The sequence below is a fragment of the Ruegeria sp. C5 genome, from assembly GCF_056537605.1.
In genome coordinates this window covers 230,617-248,656 of the sequence record NZ_JBQFRX010000004.1, presented here as the reverse complement: position 1 = coordinate 248,656, position 18,040 = coordinate 230,617, and the positions used below count along the sequence as shown (strand labels likewise).

General features: G+C 58.1%; 17 protein-coding genes. 8 read left to right on the top strand and 9 right to left on the bottom strand.

All coding sequences use genetic code 11. The features are described 5' to 3' along the window. Positions 1 to 3: 3 nt before the first annotated feature. Positions 4 to 624, bottom strand: coding sequence for an arylesterase (locus ACR0AW_RS15615; protein WP_170733641.1), 621 nt, complete (start codon positions 622 to 624; stop codon positions 4 to 6). A 69-nt stretch (positions 625 to 693) separates the two neighbouring features. On the opposite strand from ACR0AW_RS15615, the gene ACR0AW_RS15610 reads away from it, so the two are divergent. Both ACR0AW_RS15610 and ACR0AW_RS15605 read left to right on the top strand, forming a co-directional pair. Continuing rightward, positions 694 to 1,389, top strand: coding sequence for an ATP-binding cassette domain-containing protein (locus ACR0AW_RS15610; RefSeq protein WP_170395925.1), 696 nt, complete (start codon positions 694 to 696; stop codon positions 1,387 to 1,389). Then, complete coding sequence (locus ACR0AW_RS15605) at positions 1,386 to 3,914, top strand: FtsX-like permease family protein (RefSeq protein WP_170733613.1); 2,529 nt, start codon at positions 1,386 to 1,388, stop codon at positions 3,912 to 3,914. The genes ACR0AW_RS15610 and ACR0AW_RS15605 overlap by 4 nt, the downstream gene beginning before the upstream one ends. Before the next feature lie 2 nt (positions 3,915 to 3,916). Here the strand turns inward: ACR0AW_RS15605 and ACR0AW_RS15600 are convergent, their stop codons facing one another. Next, positions 3,917 to 4,363, bottom strand: coding sequence for an Rrf2 family transcriptional regulator (locus ACR0AW_RS15600; protein ID WP_170423813.1), 447 nt, complete (start codon positions 4,361 to 4,363; stop codon positions 3,917 to 3,919). 94 nt (positions 4,364 to 4,457) lie between these two features. On the opposite strand from ACR0AW_RS15600, the gene ACR0AW_RS15595 reads away from it, so the two are divergent. Next, the gene (locus ACR0AW_RS15595; protein ID WP_170514025.1) at positions 4,458 to 5,069 is read left to right on the top strand and encodes a gamma-glutamylcyclotransferase family protein; all 612 of its coding nucleotides are present in this window, start codon (positions 4,458 to 4,460) and stop codon (positions 5,067 to 5,069) included. A gap of 15 nt (positions 5,070 to 5,084) precedes the next feature. On the opposite strand, the gene gltX is transcribed toward ACR0AW_RS15595, so the two are convergent. Together gltX and ACR0AW_RS15585 are read right to left on the bottom strand one after the other, a co-directional pair. After that, complete coding sequence (gltX, locus tag ACR0AW_RS15590; protein ID WP_170733612.1) at positions 5,085 to 6,410, bottom strand: glutamate--tRNA ligase; 1,326 nt, start codon at positions 6,408 to 6,410, stop codon at positions 5,085 to 5,087. A 60-nt stretch (positions 6,411 to 6,470) separates the two neighbouring features. Then, complete coding sequence (locus ACR0AW_RS15585; protein WP_170733611.1) at positions 6,471 to 6,905, bottom strand: DUF1801 domain-containing protein; 435 nt, start codon at positions 6,903 to 6,905, stop codon at positions 6,471 to 6,473. 116 nt (positions 6,906 to 7,021) lie between these two features. Here ACR0AW_RS15585 and ACR0AW_RS15580 point away from each other — a divergent pair, with 116 nt between their 5' ends. After that, a complete protein-coding gene (locus ACR0AW_RS15580) occupies positions 7,022 to 7,954 on the top strand; it encodes an MBL fold metallo-hydrolase (protein WP_170733610.1) in 933 nt (310 codons plus the stop codon). A 3-nt stretch (positions 7,955 to 7,957) separates the two neighbouring features. Here the strand turns inward: ACR0AW_RS15580 and ACR0AW_RS15575 are convergent, their stop codons facing one another. The 3 genes from ACR0AW_RS15575 to ACR0AW_RS15565 form a co-directional block, all read right to left on the bottom strand. Next, entirely contained in the window at positions 7,958 to 9,289 is a 1,332-nt protein-coding gene (locus ACR0AW_RS15575) for an NAD(P)/FAD-dependent oxidoreductase (RefSeq protein WP_170733609.1), read from the bottom strand. Between the two features lie 149 nt (positions 9,290 to 9,438). Continuing rightward, entirely contained in the window at positions 9,439 to 9,780 is a 342-nt protein-coding gene (locus ACR0AW_RS15570; protein ID WP_170395910.1) for a hypothetical protein, read from the bottom strand. Positions 9,781 to 9,998: 218 nt separating this feature from the next. Continuing rightward, a complete protein-coding gene (locus ACR0AW_RS15565; protein ID WP_170733608.1) occupies positions 9,999 to 11,657 on the bottom strand; it encodes an NAD+ synthase in 1,659 nt (552 codons plus the stop codon). Between the two features lie 141 nt (positions 11,658 to 11,798). Here ACR0AW_RS15565 and ACR0AW_RS15560 point away from each other — a divergent pair, with 141 nt between their 5' ends. Next, complete coding sequence (locus tag ACR0AW_RS15560) at positions 11,799 to 13,304, top strand: 2-isopropylmalate synthase (RefSeq protein WP_170514006.1); 1,506 nt, start codon at positions 11,799 to 11,801, stop codon at positions 13,302 to 13,304. 7 nt (positions 13,305 to 13,311) lie between these two features. Here ACR0AW_RS15560 and ACR0AW_RS15555 read toward each other — a convergent pair whose 3' ends face one another. Then, positions 13,312 to 13,977, bottom strand: coding sequence for an SDR family NAD(P)-dependent oxidoreductase (locus ACR0AW_RS15555; protein ID WP_170566546.1), 666 nt, complete (start codon positions 13,975 to 13,977; stop codon positions 13,312 to 13,314). On the opposite strand from ACR0AW_RS15555, the gene ACR0AW_RS15550 reads away from it, so the two are divergent. Together ACR0AW_RS15550 and ACR0AW_RS15545 are read left to right on the top strand one after the other, a co-directional pair. Further along, positions 13,976 to 14,173 carry a hypothetical protein gene (locus ACR0AW_RS15550; protein WP_170733607.1) on the top strand — a complete coding sequence of 66 codons (198 nt, stop codon included), beginning with the start codon at positions 13,976 to 13,978 and terminating at the stop codon, positions 14,171 to 14,173. The genes ACR0AW_RS15555 and ACR0AW_RS15550 overlap by 2 nt on opposite strands. Positions 14,174 to 14,253: 80 nt before the next feature. Next, a complete protein-coding gene (locus tag ACR0AW_RS15545; RefSeq protein ID WP_170395900.1) occupies positions 14,254 to 15,825 on the top strand; it encodes a 2-isopropylmalate synthase in 1,572 nt (523 codons plus the stop codon). A gap of 172 nt (positions 15,826 to 15,997) precedes the next feature. Here the strand turns inward: ACR0AW_RS15545 and ACR0AW_RS15540 are convergent, their stop codons facing one another. Then, positions 15,998 to 16,783 (bottom strand): 23S rRNA (adenine(2030)-N(6))-methyltransferase RlmJ, encoded by a 786-nt coding sequence (locus ACR0AW_RS15540; RefSeq protein WP_170612941.1) that lies wholly within the window; start codon positions 16,781 to 16,783, stop codon positions 15,998 to 16,000. Between the two features lie 154 nt (positions 16,784 to 16,937). On the opposite strand from ACR0AW_RS15540, the gene ACR0AW_RS15535 reads away from it, so the two are divergent. Further along, positions 16,938 to 17,984, top strand: a complete 1,047-nt coding sequence (locus tag ACR0AW_RS15535) for a rod shape-determining protein (RefSeq protein ID WP_039523195.1) — start codon at positions 16,938 to 16,940, stop codon at positions 17,982 to 17,984. The last annotated feature ends 56 nt before the right edge of the window (positions 17,985 to 18,040 follow it).

Here is an 18,040-nt window from a genome sequence, read left to right as displayed (position 1 = left end):
CTCCTAATCGGTAGCGCGCTCCGCTAAAGCCAGTACAAAAGGTCCTAGCGCGTCAACGATCAGCGCAACGCCTTGGGCATTTGGATGGATGCCATCAGATTGCATGAACTGGCGCGCGACTGCAGGATCGCCCTCGGTCGTGAGCCCGTCAAAGAAGCTTTCCGCATAGATCGCGCCATACTGCTGCGCCAGTTCCGGATACATGGCATCGAAACTTTGCTTGTAATCCGACCCATAGTTCCCGGGGGCTTGCATGCCGATCAGCAGAACTTCGACATTCGCAGCTTCAGCGGTGTTCAGGATTGCCTCAAGATTGGCGCGCGACACATCCGGATCGATACCGCGTAACAGATCATTGCCGCCGAGGGCTACAATCATGCCATCGACCTCTGGCGTCAGAGTCCAATCAACGCGGGAGGCTCCTCCTGCGGTCGTATCCCCGGAAACACCGGCGTTGATAAGCTGAATATCCGCCCCTTCCTCCTGCAACCAGCGTTGCAGTTGGGGCACAAACCCGTCTTGTTGCGGAAGTCCATATCCTTGTGTCAGGGAATCTCCGAGCGCCGCAATCACCACCGGCTCAGCCGTCGCGGCAAATCCGCAACAGATGAACACGCCTGACATCAAACCCTTGCGCAGCTTCTGTATCGCGCCATATCCCAATGGACTGTACCCCTCTTGATGGCCTGATCGATGACGACACCCGTTCTCACCCTCCAAGATGCCGCATTATCGCTAGATGGCAATGCCGGAAGAGTGGATATCCTGCACGACATCACTTTGACTGTGAGCAAGGGTGAAACTCTGGGGCTGATCGGTCCCTCTGGTTCCGGAAAGTCTTCGCTACTGATGCTGATGGGCGGCTTAGAACAGGCAACCGGCGGACGTGTTACCGCATTGGGTCAAGATCTAACGAAAATGAGCGAAGATGCGCTGGCACGGTTCAGAAGAGATGCCATGGGCGTAGTGTTTCAGAATTTCCACTTGATCCCGACGATGACCGCGCTTGAGAACGTGGCGACCCCGTTAGAACTCGCGGGACACAAAGATGCTTTCCAGCGCGCCGCGGCCGAGTTGGAGGCCGTGGGCCTTTCACATCGTATCGATCACTACCCGGCGCAGTTGTCAGGCGGCGAGCAACAGCGTGTGGCGCTGGCCCGCGCTTCGGCCCCGCGCCCGCATATATTACTGGCAGATGAACCAACGGGAAATCTGGATGAAACCAACGGTTCAGCAATCATTGATCTGTTATTCGGACTGCGGGACCGTCACGGGGCAACTCTGGTTCTGGTCACGCACAGCCATACGCTGGCTCAGAAATGCGACCGCGTTGTGCGCTTGCGCGATGGGCGTATCGCCGAGGAATCCCAGCGTGAGGCCGCCGAATGAGCCTGCGTCTGGCCGGTCGCCTGGCCCGGCGCGAACTGCGCGGTGGGTTGCGCGGGTTTCGGGTGTTTCTGGCCTGCCTGGCTTTGGGTGTTGCAGCAATTGCTGCGGTTGGCATGGTGCGCCAAGCCATTCAGACCGGATTGCAACAAGAGGGCGCGTCGCTCTTAGGCGGCGATGCCCAGCTGGAGTTCACCTATCGCTTTGCAAATGATGAGGAACGTGACTGGATGGCGGACACCGCGCAAGCAGTGTCGGAGGTCGTCGATTTCAGGTCCATGGCCGTCACGGGTGATGGCGCAGGCGCGCAACGGGCGTTAACTCAGGTGAAGGCCGTGGACGGGGCCTATCCGCTGTTGGGATCGGTGGCTCTGGAACCCGCAGTTTCTTTGCCCGAGGCCTTGGCGGGCGCCGATGGGCTGCCCGGCGCCGTGATGGCTCCGTCCCTGATTGACCGCCTGAACCTTGCGATTGGGGACCAATTTGATCTCGGCACGCAGAGGTTCGTTTTGATGGCCTCGCTGGAACACGAACCGGATGGTGCGGCAGATGGGTTCTCGCTGGGACCGCGCACGTTGGTTCGAACCGAGGATTTGCAATCATCGGGCCTGCTGGCTCCGGGTACTTTGTTTTCCACCAAATACAGGATGAACTTGCCGCAAACCGCCGAGTTGGAGGCGCTGTCGCAGCAGGCCAGGCAGGCCTTCGAGGGAACCGGCATGCGCTGGACTGATGCCCGCAATGGTGCGCCGGGGATATCCGAGTTTGTAGGGCGCCTCAGCGCGTTTCTGGTGCTGGTTGGTCTATCCGGATTGGCGGTTGGGGGGATCGGCGTATCGGCTGCCGTGCGCGCCTATCTGTCCCAGAAAACGGAAACCATTGCGACATTGCGGACTTTGGGCGCTGATCGGGCCACAATCTTTCAGACATACATGATCCAGATCGCCGTTCTTTCAGGCGTTGGTATCGTCATGGGTTTGACCCTGGGCGCGGCGCTTCCAATGCTGCTGGCACCGGTTATCGAAACCCAACTGCCGATCCCTGCTGTATTCTCGCTATATCCGCAGCCCCTGTTCGAGGCCGCACTTTATGGTGTGCTAACCGCGTTCCTGTTTACGCTTTGGCCTCTGGCCAGAACCGAGGAGGTGCGTGCGGCAACATTGTTCCGGGATGCGCTGACTTCGGCAAGCAGCTTCCCGCGCTTGATTTATGTAATTGCGACTACAATTGGCCTGGCCGTACTGATCGGAGCCGCCGCTTGGTTCAGCGGTTCAACCCGGTTGACTCTCTGGACAAGCGCAGGTCTGGCGGGGGCGCTCACTTTGCTGACCCTTTCTGCCTTTGCCATTCGCAAATTGGCCCGCGCGGGCGCTCCTTGGGCCAGAGGGCGTCCAGCCCTGCGGTGGGCGTTGTCCGCCATCTCTGACCCACGCGAAGGCGCAGCATCGGTGGTCCTGTCCCTTGGGCTCGGCCTTTCGGTCCTTGCGGCGGTGGGGCAGATCGACGGCACGCTACGCAATGCGATTTCGGGCAACTTGCCTGAGGTCGCACCCTCGTATTTCTTCGTCGATATCCAGAAGGATCAGATGCCCGGGTTCAGCGAACGTCTCGACACTGACCCTGCCGTCAGTCGGGTAGAAAGCGCTCCGATGCTGCGTGGGATCATTACCAAAATCAATGGGCGACCCGCGCACGAGATTGCAGGCGATCACTGGGTTCTGGACGGCGACCGGGGCGTAACCTACTCTGCCCGCCCCCCACGGAATGCCCGCGTGACTGACGGGGTTTGGTGGCCAGAGGACTACAGCGGCCCACCGCAAGTCAGCTTTGCCGCAGAAGAGGCCGACGAGATGGGCCTGAAACTGGGCGATGAGCTGACCGTTAATATCCTGGGCCGCGATATCACAGCTGAACTCACATCGCTGCGCGAAGTTGATTTCTCCACTGCAGGAATGGGTTTTGTCATGTCGATGAACCCCTCTGCCTTGGCTGGTGCCCCGCATAGCTTCATCGCTACCGTCTATGCCGAAGAACAGGCCGAGGCCGCCATTCTGCGTGATTTGGCCGGTCAATTCCCCAACATCACGGCAGTCCGGGTCAGAGACGCCATCGACCGGGTATCAGGCCTGCTGGCAGGGCTTGCGGCAGCCACGTCATATGGCGCAGGGGTTTCTCTGTTGACCGGGTTTTTAGTGTTGATCGGTGCGGCGGCAGCGGGCGAACCGGCGCGTAGGTACGAGGCAGCGATCCACAAGACTCTGGGTGCCAACCGTGGGCGCATATTGCGCAGCTTTGCCCTGCGGGCAATCCTTTTGGGAGCAGCCGCAGGTTGCGTTGCTTTGCTGACCGGAATTCTGGGCGGTTGGGCCGTGGCTACTTATATATTCGACACAGAGTTCGCGGTCATCTGGCCATCCGCGCTTGGGATCGTCATCGCCGGTGTTGGCGTTACCTTAGGCGCGGGGATGGTCTTTGCCCTGCGCCCGCTTTCAGTACGCCCTGCGCGCATACTGCGCGCCAGCGACTGAGTTCAGCGCATACAAGCGACAGGCTGCAATATTTTCAGCAATTGGTCATTGTCGCACACCAACGCATCGAGCGTGATTTCGTCCAGCGACGCATAAAACACCTCAGCCGCATCCCGCAGCGCCAACCGGAGGCGGCAGGCATCGGTCAGTGGGCAGGTGTTGTCAGCATCCGCAAAACACTCGGCAATCGGCAATCCGCCTTCGACATGGCGAAACACGGACCCGACCCGGATCTGATCCGCCGGGCGCGCCAGCGTCATGCCGCCATTGCGGCCGCGTTGTGTGCTGAGATAGTCTAGCTGGCTCAGTTGGTTGATCACCTGTGCCAGATGGTTTTCTGAAATATTACAGACATCGGCGATCTCGGCCTTCGTGACCAGCCGTTCCTGATGTGCGGCGCAATACATCAAAACACGCACCGCGATATTCGTCCGTTTGGTAATCCGCATTAGGGCCTCCCGAATCTCAAGGTGAAGCTTTATTGCATGTCTCGTAAAAAGACTGTTTGACATACATCAATCGTCAAAGAAGGACGCGACCCGCATGGCAGACCCTTATTTCTTCGGCTATGGCAGCCTCGTGAACCTATCGACGCATGATTTCCCCGACCCGCGCCCAGCGCGACTGAAAGGTTGGCGACGCGCATGGCGGCACACGGATCTGCGCCCGGTGGCGTTTTTGACCGCTGTGCCGGATGCTGATTCCGAGATCGATGGTATGATCGCCCATGTTCCTAAAAACGACTGGGCCGCGTTGGATGAAAGAGAATGGGCTTATGACCGCGTTCCAGCCACACGGTCGGTCACGCACACTCTGACGCAAGAGGTGGAAATCGCTGTCTACGCAGTCCCGCATGATCGACACACCGCGCCCAGCAATCACCATCCCCTATTGCTCAGCTATATTGATGTTGTCGTGCAAGGGTATCTGCGGGCTTTTGGACCAGAGGGCGCCGATCGCTTCTTTGCAACAACCGATGGTTGGGATGCTCCGATTTTGAACGACCGCGCCGAGCCCCGTTATCCCCGTCACCAACAATTGAAGCAGGCCGAGACCGAATTCGTGGATGACCGCCTGCAACGCGTTTCGGCGCAAGTTTTGCGACCCGGAGAACAAAGAAAGGCAGGTGATTTACCTGCCTCCTTCGTATTCTAAGCACTGACCCTGAAGTCAGCCGCGAGCGCGGATCACCTGCAACAGCGGCAGCAAGGTCGCCATTTCGGGCCCGCGCTCCATCCCCGTTAGCGCTTTGCGCAGCGGCATGAACAGGCCTTTGCCCTTGCGGCCTGTGGCCTCTTTCACGGCCTTGGTCCATGTGCCCCAAGTTTCCCCATCGAATGGGCCTTCGGGCAGCAATGAGACAGCCTGAGCGATGAACTCACGGTCCTCGTCAGCGATCAGGGGTTCGGCCCCATCACGACACAATTCCCACCATCCCTCGAGATCGCTTAGCGTCGTGATGTTTTCGCGCGCCATGGTCCAGAAAGGCTCGGCCAGTTCAGCAGGTACACCTGCTTTAGCAACGGCATCGGCCACATCGGCCAGCGGTAGCGATTGCAGGTGCTTCGCGGTCAGCGGGAACAGGTCCTGCACGTCGAACTTGGTTGGGGCCGCACCGAAGCGTGTAACATCAAAGCCGTCGATCAACTCTGACATATCCGAGCGCAACTCAACCGGATCTGACGACCCCAGACGCGCCATCAGGCTCAGTAAGGCCATTGGCTGCACGCCCTGCTCTCGCAGATCGCGCAAGGCCAGAGTGCCCAAGCGTTTCGACAACGCCTCTCCCTGCGGGCCAGTCAGCAACGAGTGGTGCGCAAAACGCGGACAGGTGCCGCCCAACGCCTCGATGATCTGAATCTGCGTTGCGGTGTTGGTGACATGGTCCGAGCCGCGCACGACATCGGTTACGCCCATCTCGGTGTCATCGACCACAGAGGCAATCGTATAGAGAACCTGACCATCGCCCCGGATCAGCACCGGGTCGGATACTGAAGCTGCATCGATCGAGATGTCGCCCAAAATGCCATCGTTCCATTCGATACGCTCGTGGTTCAGTTTGAACCGCCAGACGCCATTGCCACGCTCAGCGCGCAGGGCTTCTTTCTCGGCGCCGCTGAGGTTCAGCGCTGCACGGTCATAGACCGGCGGCTTGCCCATGTTCAGTTGCTTCTTGCGCTTGAGGTCGAGCTCGGTGGGCGTCTCGAACGCCTCATAGAACCGGCCCATCTCGCGCAGCTTGTCGGCGGCCTCGGCGTAGCGGTCCAGACGCTCCGACTGTCGCTCAACCCGGTCCCAATGCAGGCCCAACCACTCCAGATCCTGCTTGATCGCGTCGACATATTCTTCCTTCGACCGCTCAGGATCGGTGTCATCGATACGCAAGATGAACGTACCGCCGGCTTTGCGGGCGATCAAATAGTTCATCAGGGCGGTGCGCAGGTTGCCCACATGGATGTAACCGGTGGGCGACGGGGCAAAACGGGTCGTGGTCATGGAAGTCTCCTGTTGGCGCGGCTCATCTCACATGGGCGCGTTTTTGTCCAGAAGAGGCTTTCAGGTTGGTTCAACCGGCCAAATGCCATCTAAGCGTTCGAGCCCGGCTTTGATGAGTTCACGAAGCACGTCGAGATCGATATCCGGTAGCTTATTCATATAGAGGCAGGATTTACCCAGCTTGTGCTTGCCCAGTCTTGATAAGACATCTCCGAAGTCAGCATACCCGGGCCTGATATAGATGGAATGCGCCGCCTTGCGCGGAGAGAACCCAGTTGCGAGAAAGTCGCCCTCGCGCCCTGACGCATAGCGATAGTGATATCGACCATAGCCAATGATCGACGGCCCCCACATTACTAGCGCATAACCTGTGGTTTCACGAAACAGCCTGTCCAGCACGTGCGCCTCCTCCGCCTTGCGGGTCGGCTGAATACTCGCCAGAAAATCAGCAACGTTTTGCTCGGTGGGTACGGTTTTATTCGCAGATCGCGGCATGAACAAAAATTAACACGTAATGTTCAACCACGCAGCCCATATAACAGTGCCATAGTATGGCCACAGGCCCAGACTGACCTAATTCAGTCAAACATGCTCTGACAGGGAGAACGACCATGACCATCAGATTGACTCGCCGGGCGGCGCTTGGAACGGTTGCGGCTCTGCCGCTTGCGGCAGCTACTTCGCCTGTTCTGGCCGCGGGTACCGAGACCAAAGCCAACTCTACAATAGCAAAATCGTTTCAACTGGGCGATTTCACCGTCACCACCTTGTTGGATGGCAGCCTGCCTCGTGATGGTGCGCAAGACATTTTCGGCGGCGGCGCCTCGGATGAAGATTTCGCCCGTGTATCGGCTGACAACTTCATCTCGCCAGATGTTGCACAGTTCTTCTTCACACCAACGCTGGTTAATACGGGGTCCGAGATGATCCTGTTTGATACTGGGCTTGGCCAAGGTGGAATTCAGGCCGCGTTGGCCGACGCCGGCGTAACGCCTGATCAGATCGATGTGGTGGTCATTACCCACATGCATCCCGATCATATCGGTGGTATGACAACCAATGATGCCGCGACTTTTGCCAATGCGCGTTATGTAACAGCAGCACCCGAATACGACTTTTGGTCAGCGCAAGACGCGGGCAACCGAGTGGGTGATTTGGTTGCAGCCAAAGTCACCCCGATGGCAGAGAAGATGACCTTTATCGGGGATGGTGGTGAAGTCGCATCCGGCGTCACCGGTATGGCAGCGTTTGGTCATACTCCGGGCCATATGGTCTATCACCTAGAAAGTAACGGTCAGCGTCTGGTCCTGACGGCGGATCTTGCAAATCACTATGTCTGGTCATTTGCACATCCTGAATGGGAAGTGCGATTCGACATGGACAAAGCCGCTGCAACGGAATCGCGCAGGAATGTGCTGGGCATGCTGGCTGCGGACAAAGTGCCTATGATCGGCTATCACATGCCTTTCCCGGCCGCTGGGTATGTCGAATCCCGTGGCGACGGGTTCCGGTTCGTGCCGGTCAGCTATCAAATGATGGGTTAGAGGCTAAAAACCAGCATCCGGCCGCACTTTTGACTCATCCGTGAAACGGGACAGGCGAAAGGCGGTCGGATCAACGCAAGGCGTGCTTTCCGTAACAAGGTCCGCCACTAATCGACCTGCGGCAGGACCGATGCCAAAACCGTGGCCGGAGAAACCGGTCGCAATATGCAGGCCCTGCACCGCGTCCACTTTCGAGATGACCGGGATCGCATCCGGGGTCACATCGATCAGGCCGGCCCAGCTTTGCACGATCTCCGCACTATCAAGCGCAGGCAACGCCTTGCGGGCGTTGGCCCACGCCCTTCGCAACACTTTCTGGGAAGGTTCCGGGTCGAGTACTCGGCAATGTTCAAACGGTGTCACATCGGTCGGCAGCCAGCTTCGATCCTCATTCGCCTCGACCATCCAGCGTCTCGAAAGGCGAAACCTTAAGGACCGCCACTCTTGCCGGAATGCGGGCAGAAACTGCAACCCGAGTCGGAAACTGTCAGGAACGATATCCACTGTATTCTCGTGACCCGAAGCTATGGTGTATCCCCCGTCCGAGCGCTTTCGAATGGCAAAATCATCACTCCAAAGCGACACTTCTGGCCCTGCTGCAACCGGAGAGGTCCGCATTACCGTATTGAGCACTTTGAGCTGTGGCAGAGCGATTCCAGCGTTCCCCGCAAACAGCCGAGACCAGGCTCCGCCTGCAAGTACAACTTGACTACACCTTACGCGGCCGCGTTCGGTGAAAACACCTGCGATCCGGCCCGCAGCAACATCGACACTTCGCACCGCGCATTGCGTCATGATCGCAGCCCCACGGTCGCGCGCCGCCTCGGCGATTGCGGGGGCCGCCCATTGCGGCTCGGCCCGCCCGTCCTGCGGCATGTAAAGCGCTGAGCGCAGTTTCATACTGTTATCCGACAGCAACCCGTCCAGTTCAGGGCCGGATACCATGCGAGCACCTGTTTGCAGCCCTTCAACATGGTCCAGCCATCGCGTCAGGTTTTCATCGTCTCGTGCGCCAGATGCGCCAAACACGATTCCTGATTGAACATAGCCTGTGGCGCGTCCCAATCGCGCATCCAGCCCTTGCCAGATTCTAAGTGCCTCTTGCATCAGGGGGATCTCGCGCGGATCACGTGTCCCAAGGCGCACCCAGCCCCAATTGCGCGAGCTTTGCTCGCCCGCAATCCGGCCCTTCTCGCACAACAGAACGGAAACACCTCGCTCAGCAAGCTCGAATGCTGCCGAAGCCCCGATGATTCCACCACCTATGACGACAACATCTACGTGTTTGGGAAGTGTGAGATCAGATTCGACGGGTGTCGGTGTGGGGCCTGGCATTAACCGCTCGGTGCTCGTTCATCGGAGCGACATCCAGCCTGAAGGCGATTTCACTGGCAATGTAGAAAACGGTTGGTCCCGAGCAATTGCCGGAACCTGTGGCCAATTGGCCAATGCGTGGCGAATTACGCCGCGCAGATGCGTTCAGATTACGCCGCCCCGGAAAGTTGCGCCCATTTCTGGCGCAGTACCGTGCTGAGCTTGGGATCGGACTTTGATGCAAGCGATTCCTGTGGCTGCAACACCGGAAATTCCGATCGCAACGGAACCGGGCCTGCCACCGCGCCGGGCGTCGGCTCTTCCTGGCTCATAATGTCTGCAATCGCAGCATCCAGCGCCTGTTCATCCAACTTGCGCGGCGCTGATTCCATAGGCTTCAACTGCAACGGAGAATGAAGCGGCTTATCGTATCCATTCGTCATTTGACCACCAATACCTTTACTGACATCCCAAACACGGATGCCTTTTCCCAGTTCCACAATCCCGGTCATCGGCTCTGAAAATGGCAGGCCAACCTACCGGATTGCGTCACATCCGCCCCATATGAGGCGAACCCCTGTCGTAAATGTGGCAAAAAAAGGACGCGCGTACAAGCGAAACATAGTCTTTTGACCGCACAACTGGCTGAAATTGATAAACAAACTGCCGCAGAAATCCGCATTACCATTCACTTTCGAAACAATGGTAAATTCTTCAACCAGAGCGGTGCTTACGTTCTATCCCGCCAGCGATTTACAATCGGATAGCGACGATCCAGCCAGAAGGCCCGCGGTGTCAACCGTGTGCCAGGCGCGGACTGGAAGCGCTTGTATTCACTAATGTAAATTAGGTGTTCGACCCGCCGGGCCTCGGCCTTGTCAAATCCGGCTGCAACGCAGTCGGCGATTGAGCCATCCTGATCTACCAAGATATCAAGAATCGCATCGAGAACGGGGTAGTCCGGCAGGCTGTCGCTATCTTTCTGATCTTCACGCAATTCAGCACTTGGCGGCTTGTCGATCACCGAAGGGCGTATCACCTCACCCTCGGGACCCATCATCCAGTCGCGATGATTGGCGTTGCGCCAGCGGCAGGTCTCGAACACGCGAGTTTTGTACAGATCCTTGATCGGGTTATAGCCGCCGTTCATGTCTCCATAAATGGTGGCATATCCCACTGCGACCTCGGACTTGTTGCCGGTGGTCAGCAGCATCTCGCCAAACTTGTTCGAAATCGCCATCAACAGCAGACCGCGCAGGCGGGACTGAACATTTTCCTCGGTCAGGTCCTCATTTCGACCCGCAAACAGCGGAGCCAGAGTGTTGGTTACTGCTGCGCGTCCCTCAGAGATCGGCACAAAGTCGTAATGCACGCCCAGCGCCTTGGCGACGGCTTCGGCATCATCCAAAGAACTTTGGCTTGTATATTCCGAAGGCAGCATTACGCAGCGTACATTTTCCGCACCGATCGCATCCACGGCTATTGCGGCCACCAGCGCCGAGTCGACGCCGCCCGACAACCCCAGCACAGCTTTGCCAAACCCCGTCTTGCCCATGTAATCGCGCAGAGATTGCACCATCGCGCGATAGTCCTGCTCCCATTCGTCGGGTTGCGGCACGACTTCACCAGCCACAATACGCCATCCGTCATCTTGGCGCGACAGATCGATATGGCTGACGGCCTCATCGAAGACGGGCATGCGGAACGCAAGCTCTCCACCCGGGTTCAATCCAAACGTAGCACCGTCGAAAACCTGATCATCCTGCCCGCCGACCATGTTCAGGTAGATTACCGGCAGACCCGTTTCGACCGTGCGAGCCACCATGTGGTTCAACCGGATATCGTATTTGTTTCGAAAATAGGGCGAGCCGTTGGGGATCAGCAGAAACTCGGCCCCGGTTTCTTCCAGTGTCTCGGCGACATCCTCGTGCCAGCCATCCTCGCAAATCGGGCTACCGATACGGACATTTCCAACGGCATAAGGGCCGCCCATAGGACCCGCATCATAAAGGCGTACTTCATCAAAGACGGTTTCATTGGGCAAATGATGTTTAAGAACTTTGCTGACAATCCGCCCACCGTTAAGGATCAGGTAGGCGTTATAAAGCTTCCCATCTTCAACCCAAGGACCGCCGATGGCCAACGCCGGGCCGTCGGCACAGTCTTCAGCCAACGCCTGCACCGCATTCATCGCGGCCCGATGAAACGCGGGCTTCATCACCAGATCCTGGGTATTGTAGCCGGTTATGAACATCTCGGGCAGCGCCACAAGATCAGCCTGCGCCGCGCGCCCTTGCTGCCAGGCTGCAGCAGCCTTGGCGGCATTAGCGTCGATATCCCCAACCGTTGGGTTCAATTGCGCCAGAGTGATGCGGAAACGATCGGCCATTTTTGCCCTCTTGCCCTCATGTCTTTCAGGGATTTAGCAGATCACACCGCGAGTGAAAGGCAAATGCGCCAAAAGCCGTTGCTCTGCCCTCGGCGGTATCTTAGTTTTGCGCCAACACAAACACCGCAGGCAGGTACAAAAATGAAAGCGATCCGCACATCCCTTACCGCTGCAACGCTTACAATGCTGGCGTCTTTTGCTATCGCCCAACAGGACGGTCAGATTGTCATCGCTGATGATGATGTCGGAGGTGTCTACGAGGGCACGTTCGAAAACGGGCTGCGCCATGGCACCGGCACTTACCGCCTGCCGAACGGTTTTGAATATTCCGGTCAATGGGTCGAGGGCGAGATTCAAGGACAAGGCACCGCGCGCTACGCCAATGGCTCTGTCTATGAAGGGACATTCACCAAGGGCCAACCAGAAGGGCGCGGCAAAATCGTCTATTCTGATGGCCAGTCCTATGAGGGCGAGTGGGCCAACGGCACGATAAACGGTACCGGTATCGCGACATATTCCAACGGCTCGCGATACGAGGGCGGCTTCAAGGACGCCAGATATCACGGTCACGGCGTGCTGACCGGCCCGGATGGCTCGGTTTATGAGGGCGACTGGGTAAACGGCCAGAAAACCGGCAGCGCCAAGATCACCTACGCCGATGGAAGTACCTATGAGGGCGACTTGAATGGCGGGCAACGGCATGGTCAGGGTAGTCAGGTCTGGGTCGACGGCATGACTTATGCTGGGTCCTGGGCCAACGACCAGATGGCCGGAACAGGCCGTTTGGTTCAACCAAACGGAGATGTCTACGAAGGCGAAATGGTCGAAAATCGCCGACAGGGCAAAGGCAAATCCATCTATGCCAACGGTGCGACCTATGAAGGCGACTATGCTGATGACCAGCGCCATGGTCAGGGCACCTATAGTGGTAGCGACGGTTTTGCGTACACAGGCGCCTGGCAAAAGGGCCAGATTGAGGGCCTGGGTGAGATGCTCTATCCCGATGGTTCGGTTTATATCGGCGACTTTCTAGATGACCTGCCTCATGGCAAGGGGCAAACGACATACCCCGACGGATCAGTTTACGACGGCAACTGGATCGCCGGGATTTTTGAGGGCACCGGCACGGCAACCTATCCCAACGGAACGGCTTATACGGGCCAGTTCAAAAACGCCCGCTTCGACGGCAAAGGTATTCTGACCTTTGCAAATGGCTATCGCTATGATGGCGATTGGGTAGACGGTGTCCGACAGGGCAAGGGCAAGGCTACGTTTCCGGACGGGATCATTTACGAAGGCGATTTTCTGAATGGCAAGCGTCACGGCAAGGGAACACTGACCCGACCGGGCGGATACAGCTACACAGGCGACTGGGCCGACGGCAAGATCACTGGCTTTGGAACCGCCACCTATGAGACCGGGGATGTCTATGAGGGCAATTTCCTGGAAAACAAACGCCATGGTGACGGCACGATGCGTTTCGCAGGCGGCGAGGTTGAGACCGGCGTTTGGGAAAATGACACGCTGGCGACCGAGACAGAGATTGCGCCCGAAACACCCGCTTCGAGCGCCGAAACCCCTGAGCCCGACTCTACCCCCGACGCGCCCGCCCCTGACGCGACGGACCCGGATACAAACGACGGCTAAATCAGCCCTACCAAGGCACGCGCTTACCAGCCCAATCAAAAAAGCTACCCGTGTCGGCAGGGGTAAGCCCATTGACAACGGACAGCAGATTGGCTGCGGCCTCATTGGGTTCAACAGCCGGATGGCGGGCAAGGTACTTTTCAGTAAAGGCCGTTTTGACTGTTCCGGGGTGCAAAGCGACACATATGGCCTGTTTGTGCGTGCGTGCCAATTCGATGGCAGCCGTATGTACAATCTGGTTCACAGCCGCCTTGGCCGCACGGTAACTGACCCACCCACCCAGCCGGTTGTCCCCGATTGAACCAACCCGGGCCGACAGCACGGCGATCACCGATCTGCGGTCGCGTGGCAGCAGGCGGTGCACGTGCTTCAACACCAAGGCCGGGCCAACTGCGTTCAGTGCGAACTGGTCCATCATCGCCTGCGCGGACAAGGTGCGCATAGATTTTTCCGGACCCATACCGTTAATCTCAAGCGCCCCTGAGGTCACCATGATCAGATCAAACGGATCAGAAAGGGACGCCAGCATACGCTCTGCGCCATCCGGGTCGGTCAGGTCAAACCCATCCGTTGATCTGGCCAGTCGGGTGACTTTGACACCATCCGTTGTCAGGTGGTCATTCAAAGCGCGCCCGATACCGCCAGAAGCTCCGATGATTAATGCAGTTTTCATGCACAAGAAGTTAGCCGAAAGCTTCATCGCTTCAACTCCACCGTCAATTTTGTTCCCCCGTAAATTTCCCGCTTTTCATTCGCCGCGCGCCCTGTATAAGCTGATCCCCATGATCAACCGCGCAGATATCGCTTTTGCAAACGCCGCACTCAGCGGCGCGTTGCTGCGTGGTCTACTGATCCTAATCCGCCTCTGAGCGTGCCATCCGGCGCGCCCGCTCAGAGGAGGACGCCCGCGCGCCAAGAGGCTTTAGGACAGAAGAAGAAAGAGAACCCCATGACAAACGTGACCGACCAAGACCGCGTCGTGATCTTCGACACCACCTTACGCGACGGCGAGCAGAGCCCCGGCGCGACCATGACCCACAACGAAAAGCTCGAAATTGCCGAGCTTCTGGATGAGATGGGCGTCGACATCATCGAAGCCGGATTCCCCATTGCATCGGAAGGCGACTTCAAAGCGGTGTCCGAGATTGCCGAGCGGTCGAAGAACAGCCGCATCTGTGGTCTGGCCCGCGCCAATTTCGCCGATATCGATCGGTGTTGGGAGGCGGTGAAACACGCCGAGAAGAACCGGATCCACACCTTTATCGGAACCTCTCCGCTGCACCGGGCGATACCAAATCTGACGCAAGACGAGATGGCCGACAAGATCCACGAAACGGTCAGCCACGCGCGCAACCTTTGCGAAAACGTGCAGTGGTCGCCGATGGATGCGACCCGGACCGAATGGGATTATCTGTGCCGCGTGATCGAGATTGCAATCAAGGCTGGAGCCACCACGATCAATATCCCCGATACTGTCGGTTATACTGCCCCGGTCGAGTCTGCAGATCTGATCAAGCGCCTGATTGAGACGGTTCCAGGCGCGGATGAGGTAATCTTTGCCACCCACTGCCACAACGACCTTGGCATGGCGACAGCGAACTCTCTGGCAGCTGTCGCAGGTGGTGCGCGTCAGATCGAATGCACCATAAACGGGTTGGGTGAACGCGCAGGCAACACCGCGCTGGAAGAAGTTGTGATGGCGTTGCGCACACGCAACGACATCATGCCGTGGCATACTGGCATCGACACCACCAAGATCATGCATATTTCGCGCCGGGTCGCGACCGTGGCCGGATTTCCGGTGCAGTTCAACAAGGCCATTGTCGGCAAGAACGCTTTTGCCCATGAAAGCGGCATCCATCAGGATGGCATGCTGAAGAACCGCGAAAACTTCGAGATCATGCGCCCTGAAGACATTGGGCTCTCTGGCACCTCTTTGCCGCTGGGCAAGCATTCGGGCCGCGCTGCACTGCGCGATAAGCTTGAAACGCTGGGGTATGAGGTTGGTGACAACCAGCTCAAAGACATTTTCGTGCGCTTCAAGGATCTGGCCGACCGCAAGAAAGAAGTCTTTGACGATGACCTCATCGCGTTGATGAGCGTCGACGACGAAGCGGACGATCACCTGCAACTGGTGTCGATGAAAGTGACCTGCGGTACCGGAGGTCAGGCCGAAGCGACGGTCGAGCTAGAAGTAGAGGGTGCAGACAGGATCGCCACGGAAAACGGTGACGGCCCAGTCGACGCAACCTTCCGGGCGATCCGGGCGATCTATCCCAACACTGCGCGGCTGCAACTGTATCAGGTGCATGCGGTAACCGAAGGCACGGACGCGCAAGCCACGGTTTCGGTCCGTCTGGAAGAGGATGGTATGATCGCCACCGGTCAGTCTGCAAATACAGATACGGTGGTTGCGTCGGCCAAAGCCTATATCCACGCGCTGAACCGCCTGATCATGCGTCGTGAAAAGGCCGGTCCGGGGGCAGATACACGCGAGATCAGCTACAAAGACCTGACCTGATTGAAGGGTAAGGCGAATGGCTCCCGCACCCGCGGCGGCCCGGCTTCGCCGACCCTTCTTGGGTTTTGGCCCCGGCAGCGCGCCTCTGGCGCGCTGCCGGGGCCAACGCGTTTGACGGCATCTTTGATGCGGGCAAACAGGACGGGAGCTTTCCCTGTGTAATTCTTGCTTATCAAAGCTGAGCGAACAGCTCCGACAAGCGGCGCGTTTCGTCTTCGATCCCGAAGGGTGCATTCAACATGAACATACCTGATCCGACCATGCGATGACCTTCCCGCGCCGGAGGGAACGTGACCTCATGGCAAATCGTTTTGGGATATCCAGCGGATTTCAGAGACGAAATCATAGCCTTGTGACGTGCATCCGTCAGGATTGGATACCAAAGTGCGATCACACCCACATTCCATTTGCGGTGCAGCTTCGCGATCACCCCAGGCAAACGGTCATACTCGGCTTTCACTTCATAACTGGGATCGATCAGCATCATGCCCCGCCTCGGGGTCGGAGGCAGCAACGATTGGGCCAACTCAAACCCATCCTGCCGATAGACCTTCGCCCCGAAAGGAGACAGCGCCAGTGAAAGTGCCGTATGTTCCTGCGGATGCAGCTCGGCGAAATGCAAGCTATCCTGTTTTCGCAGCAGGTTGGCCGCAATCAGAGGTGAACCGGGATACGCTTGCACGCCGTGACTGGCCTGTATGGTATCCAGCACCCGCGCCATTGGATGATCGGAATCAAACCAACCTTCGCGCCTGACGCGCCCGATCCCGGCGACAGCTTCACCCGTTCGAACCGCCTCAGCCGCGTCAAGGTGATATAGTCCACGCCCGGAGTGCGTTTCGATATAGCTGAGGGGTTTGTCCTTTTGGGTCAAATAACGCAGCGTCCACGCCAATAAAGCGTGCTTTTGTACATCAGCCAGATTTCCTGCGTGGTAAATGTGTTGATATGAGAGCATCTTGCCTTCTAAAGTCCCCATCAATAAGGCGGAAAGGTGCTGACTGTCGCGGAATCAGCCCTTTAACCGGGCGAGTTGGCACCCTATAAGGCATCCGTCCCGGAACCGTCGAGTCGCGGGCAGTGGAAATTCTGACAAACGGGATCAGGGAAATATGGGCATCTTTGGCAATCTGGGCGGCCTGTTCACAGCGGACATGGCTATCGACCTTGGAACAGCGAACACGCTGGTTTATGTCAAAGGGCGCGGAGTGATCCTGTCTGAGCCCTCGGTCGTTGCCTACCACGTCAAGGATGGGGTCAAGAAAGTCCTTGCTGTTGGCGAGGACGCCAAGCTGATGTTGGGCCGGACCCCGGGCTCCATTGAAGCCATCCGTCCGATGCGCGAGGGTGTCATCGCGGACTTCGACACCGCCGAAGAGATGATCAAGCATTTCATCCGCAAGGTGCATAAACGCTCGACATTCTCGAAACCCAAGATCATTGTTTGCGTCCCTCATGGCGCAACCCCGGTTGAAAAACGCGCAATCCGCCAGTCGGTTCTGTCCGCAGGCGCGCGCCGCGCGGGCCTGATTGCCGAACCAATTGCGGCTGCGATTGGCGCGGGGATGCCGATAACCGATCCGACCGGCAACATGGTTGTCGATATCGGCGGCGGTACCACCGAGGTCGCGGTTCTGTCGCTGGGCGATATCGTCTATGCCCGCTCGGTCCGCGTTGGTGGCGACCGGATGGATGAGGCGATCATCTCGTACCTGCGGCGTCAACAGAACCTGCTGGTGGGTGAATCAACTGCGGAACGGATCAAGACCACCATCGGTACCGCACGGATGCCGGACGATGGCCGTGGCCAGTCGATGCATATCCGGGGTCGCGACCTGCTGAACGGTGTGCCCAAGGAAATCGAGATCAGCCAGGCTCAGGTGGCCGAAGCGCTGTCTGAACCCGTGCAGCAGATTTGCGAGGCGGTAATGACAGCTCTGGAAACCACGCCGCCCGATCTGGCTGCCGATATCGTGGACCGGGGTGTTATGCTGACCGGAGGCGGAGCTTTGCTAGGTGACCTTGACCTTGCTCTGCGCGAACAGACCGGTCTGGCCGTGTCGATTGCCGATGAAAGCCTGAATTGTGTGGCTTTGGGCACGGGCAAAGCACTCGAATACGAAAAACAACTGCGCCACGCGATTGACTACGAAAGCTAAGGCGCGCACCCTGATCGGGTGAGAACTCGGGCACGAGCAGCACGGGAAGGTAACCT

Excerpts from the sequence above, each read along its gene's own strand:
- ACR0AW_RS15615 (WP_170733641.1), bottom strand. The coding sequence starts at position 624 with ATGTCAGGCGTGTTCATCTGTTGCGGATTTGCCGCGACGGCTGAGCCG.
- ACR0AW_RS15610 (WP_170395925.1), top strand. The coding sequence starts at position 694 with ATGACGACACCCGTTCTCACCCTCCAAGATGCCGCATTATCGCTAGAT.
- ACR0AW_RS15605 (WP_170733613.1), top strand. The coding sequence starts at position 1,386 with ATGAGCCTGCGTCTGGCCGGTCGCCTGGCCCGGCGCGAACTGCGCGGT.
- ACR0AW_RS15600 (WP_170423813.1), bottom strand. The coding sequence starts at position 4,363 with ATGCGGATTACCAAACGGACGAATATCGCGGTGCGTGTTTTGATGTAT.
- ACR0AW_RS15595 (WP_170514025.1), top strand. The coding sequence starts at position 4,458 with ATGGCAGACCCTTATTTCTTCGGCTATGGCAGCCTCGTGAACCTATCG.
- gltX (WP_170733612.1), bottom strand. The coding sequence starts at position 6,410 with ATGACCACGACCCGTTTTGCCCCGTCGCCCACCGGTTACATCCATGTG.
- ACR0AW_RS15585 (WP_170733611.1), bottom strand. The coding sequence starts at position 6,905 with ATGCCGCGATCTGCGAATAAAACCGTACCCACCGAGCAAAACGTTGCT.
- ACR0AW_RS15580 (WP_170733610.1), top strand. The coding sequence starts at position 7,022 with ATGACCATCAGATTGACTCGCCGGGCGGCGCTTGGAACGGTTGCGGCT.
- ACR0AW_RS15575 (WP_170733609.1), bottom strand. The coding sequence starts at position 9,289 with ATGCCAGGCCCCACACCGACACCCGTCGAATCTGATCTCACACTTCCC.
- ACR0AW_RS15570 (WP_170395910.1), bottom strand. The coding sequence starts at position 9,780 with ATGACCGGGATTGTGGAACTGGGAAAAGGCATCCGTGTTTGGGATGTC.
- ACR0AW_RS15565 (WP_170733608.1), bottom strand. The coding sequence starts at position 11,657 with ATGGCCGATCGTTTCCGCATCACTCTGGCGCAATTGAACCCAACGGTT.
- ACR0AW_RS15560 (WP_170514006.1), top strand. The coding sequence starts at position 11,799 with ATGAAAGCGATCCGCACATCCCTTACCGCTGCAACGCTTACAATGCTG.
- ACR0AW_RS15550 (WP_170733607.1), top strand. The coding sequence starts at position 13,976 with ATGCACAAGAAGTTAGCCGAAAGCTTCATCGCTTCAACTCCACCGTCA.
- ACR0AW_RS15555 (WP_170566546.1), bottom strand. The coding sequence starts at position 13,977 with ATGAAAACTGCATTAATCATCGGAGCTTCTGGCGGTATCGGGCGCGCT.
- ACR0AW_RS15545 (WP_170395900.1), top strand. The coding sequence starts at position 14,254 with ATGACAAACGTGACCGACCAAGACCGCGTCGTGATCTTCGACACCACC.
- ACR0AW_RS15540 (WP_170612941.1), bottom strand. The coding sequence starts at position 16,783 with ATGCTCTCATATCAACACATTTACCACGCAGGAAATCTGGCTGATGTA.
- ACR0AW_RS15535 (WP_039523195.1), top strand. The coding sequence starts at position 16,938 with ATGGGCATCTTTGGCAATCTGGGCGGCCTGTTCACAGCGGACATGGCT.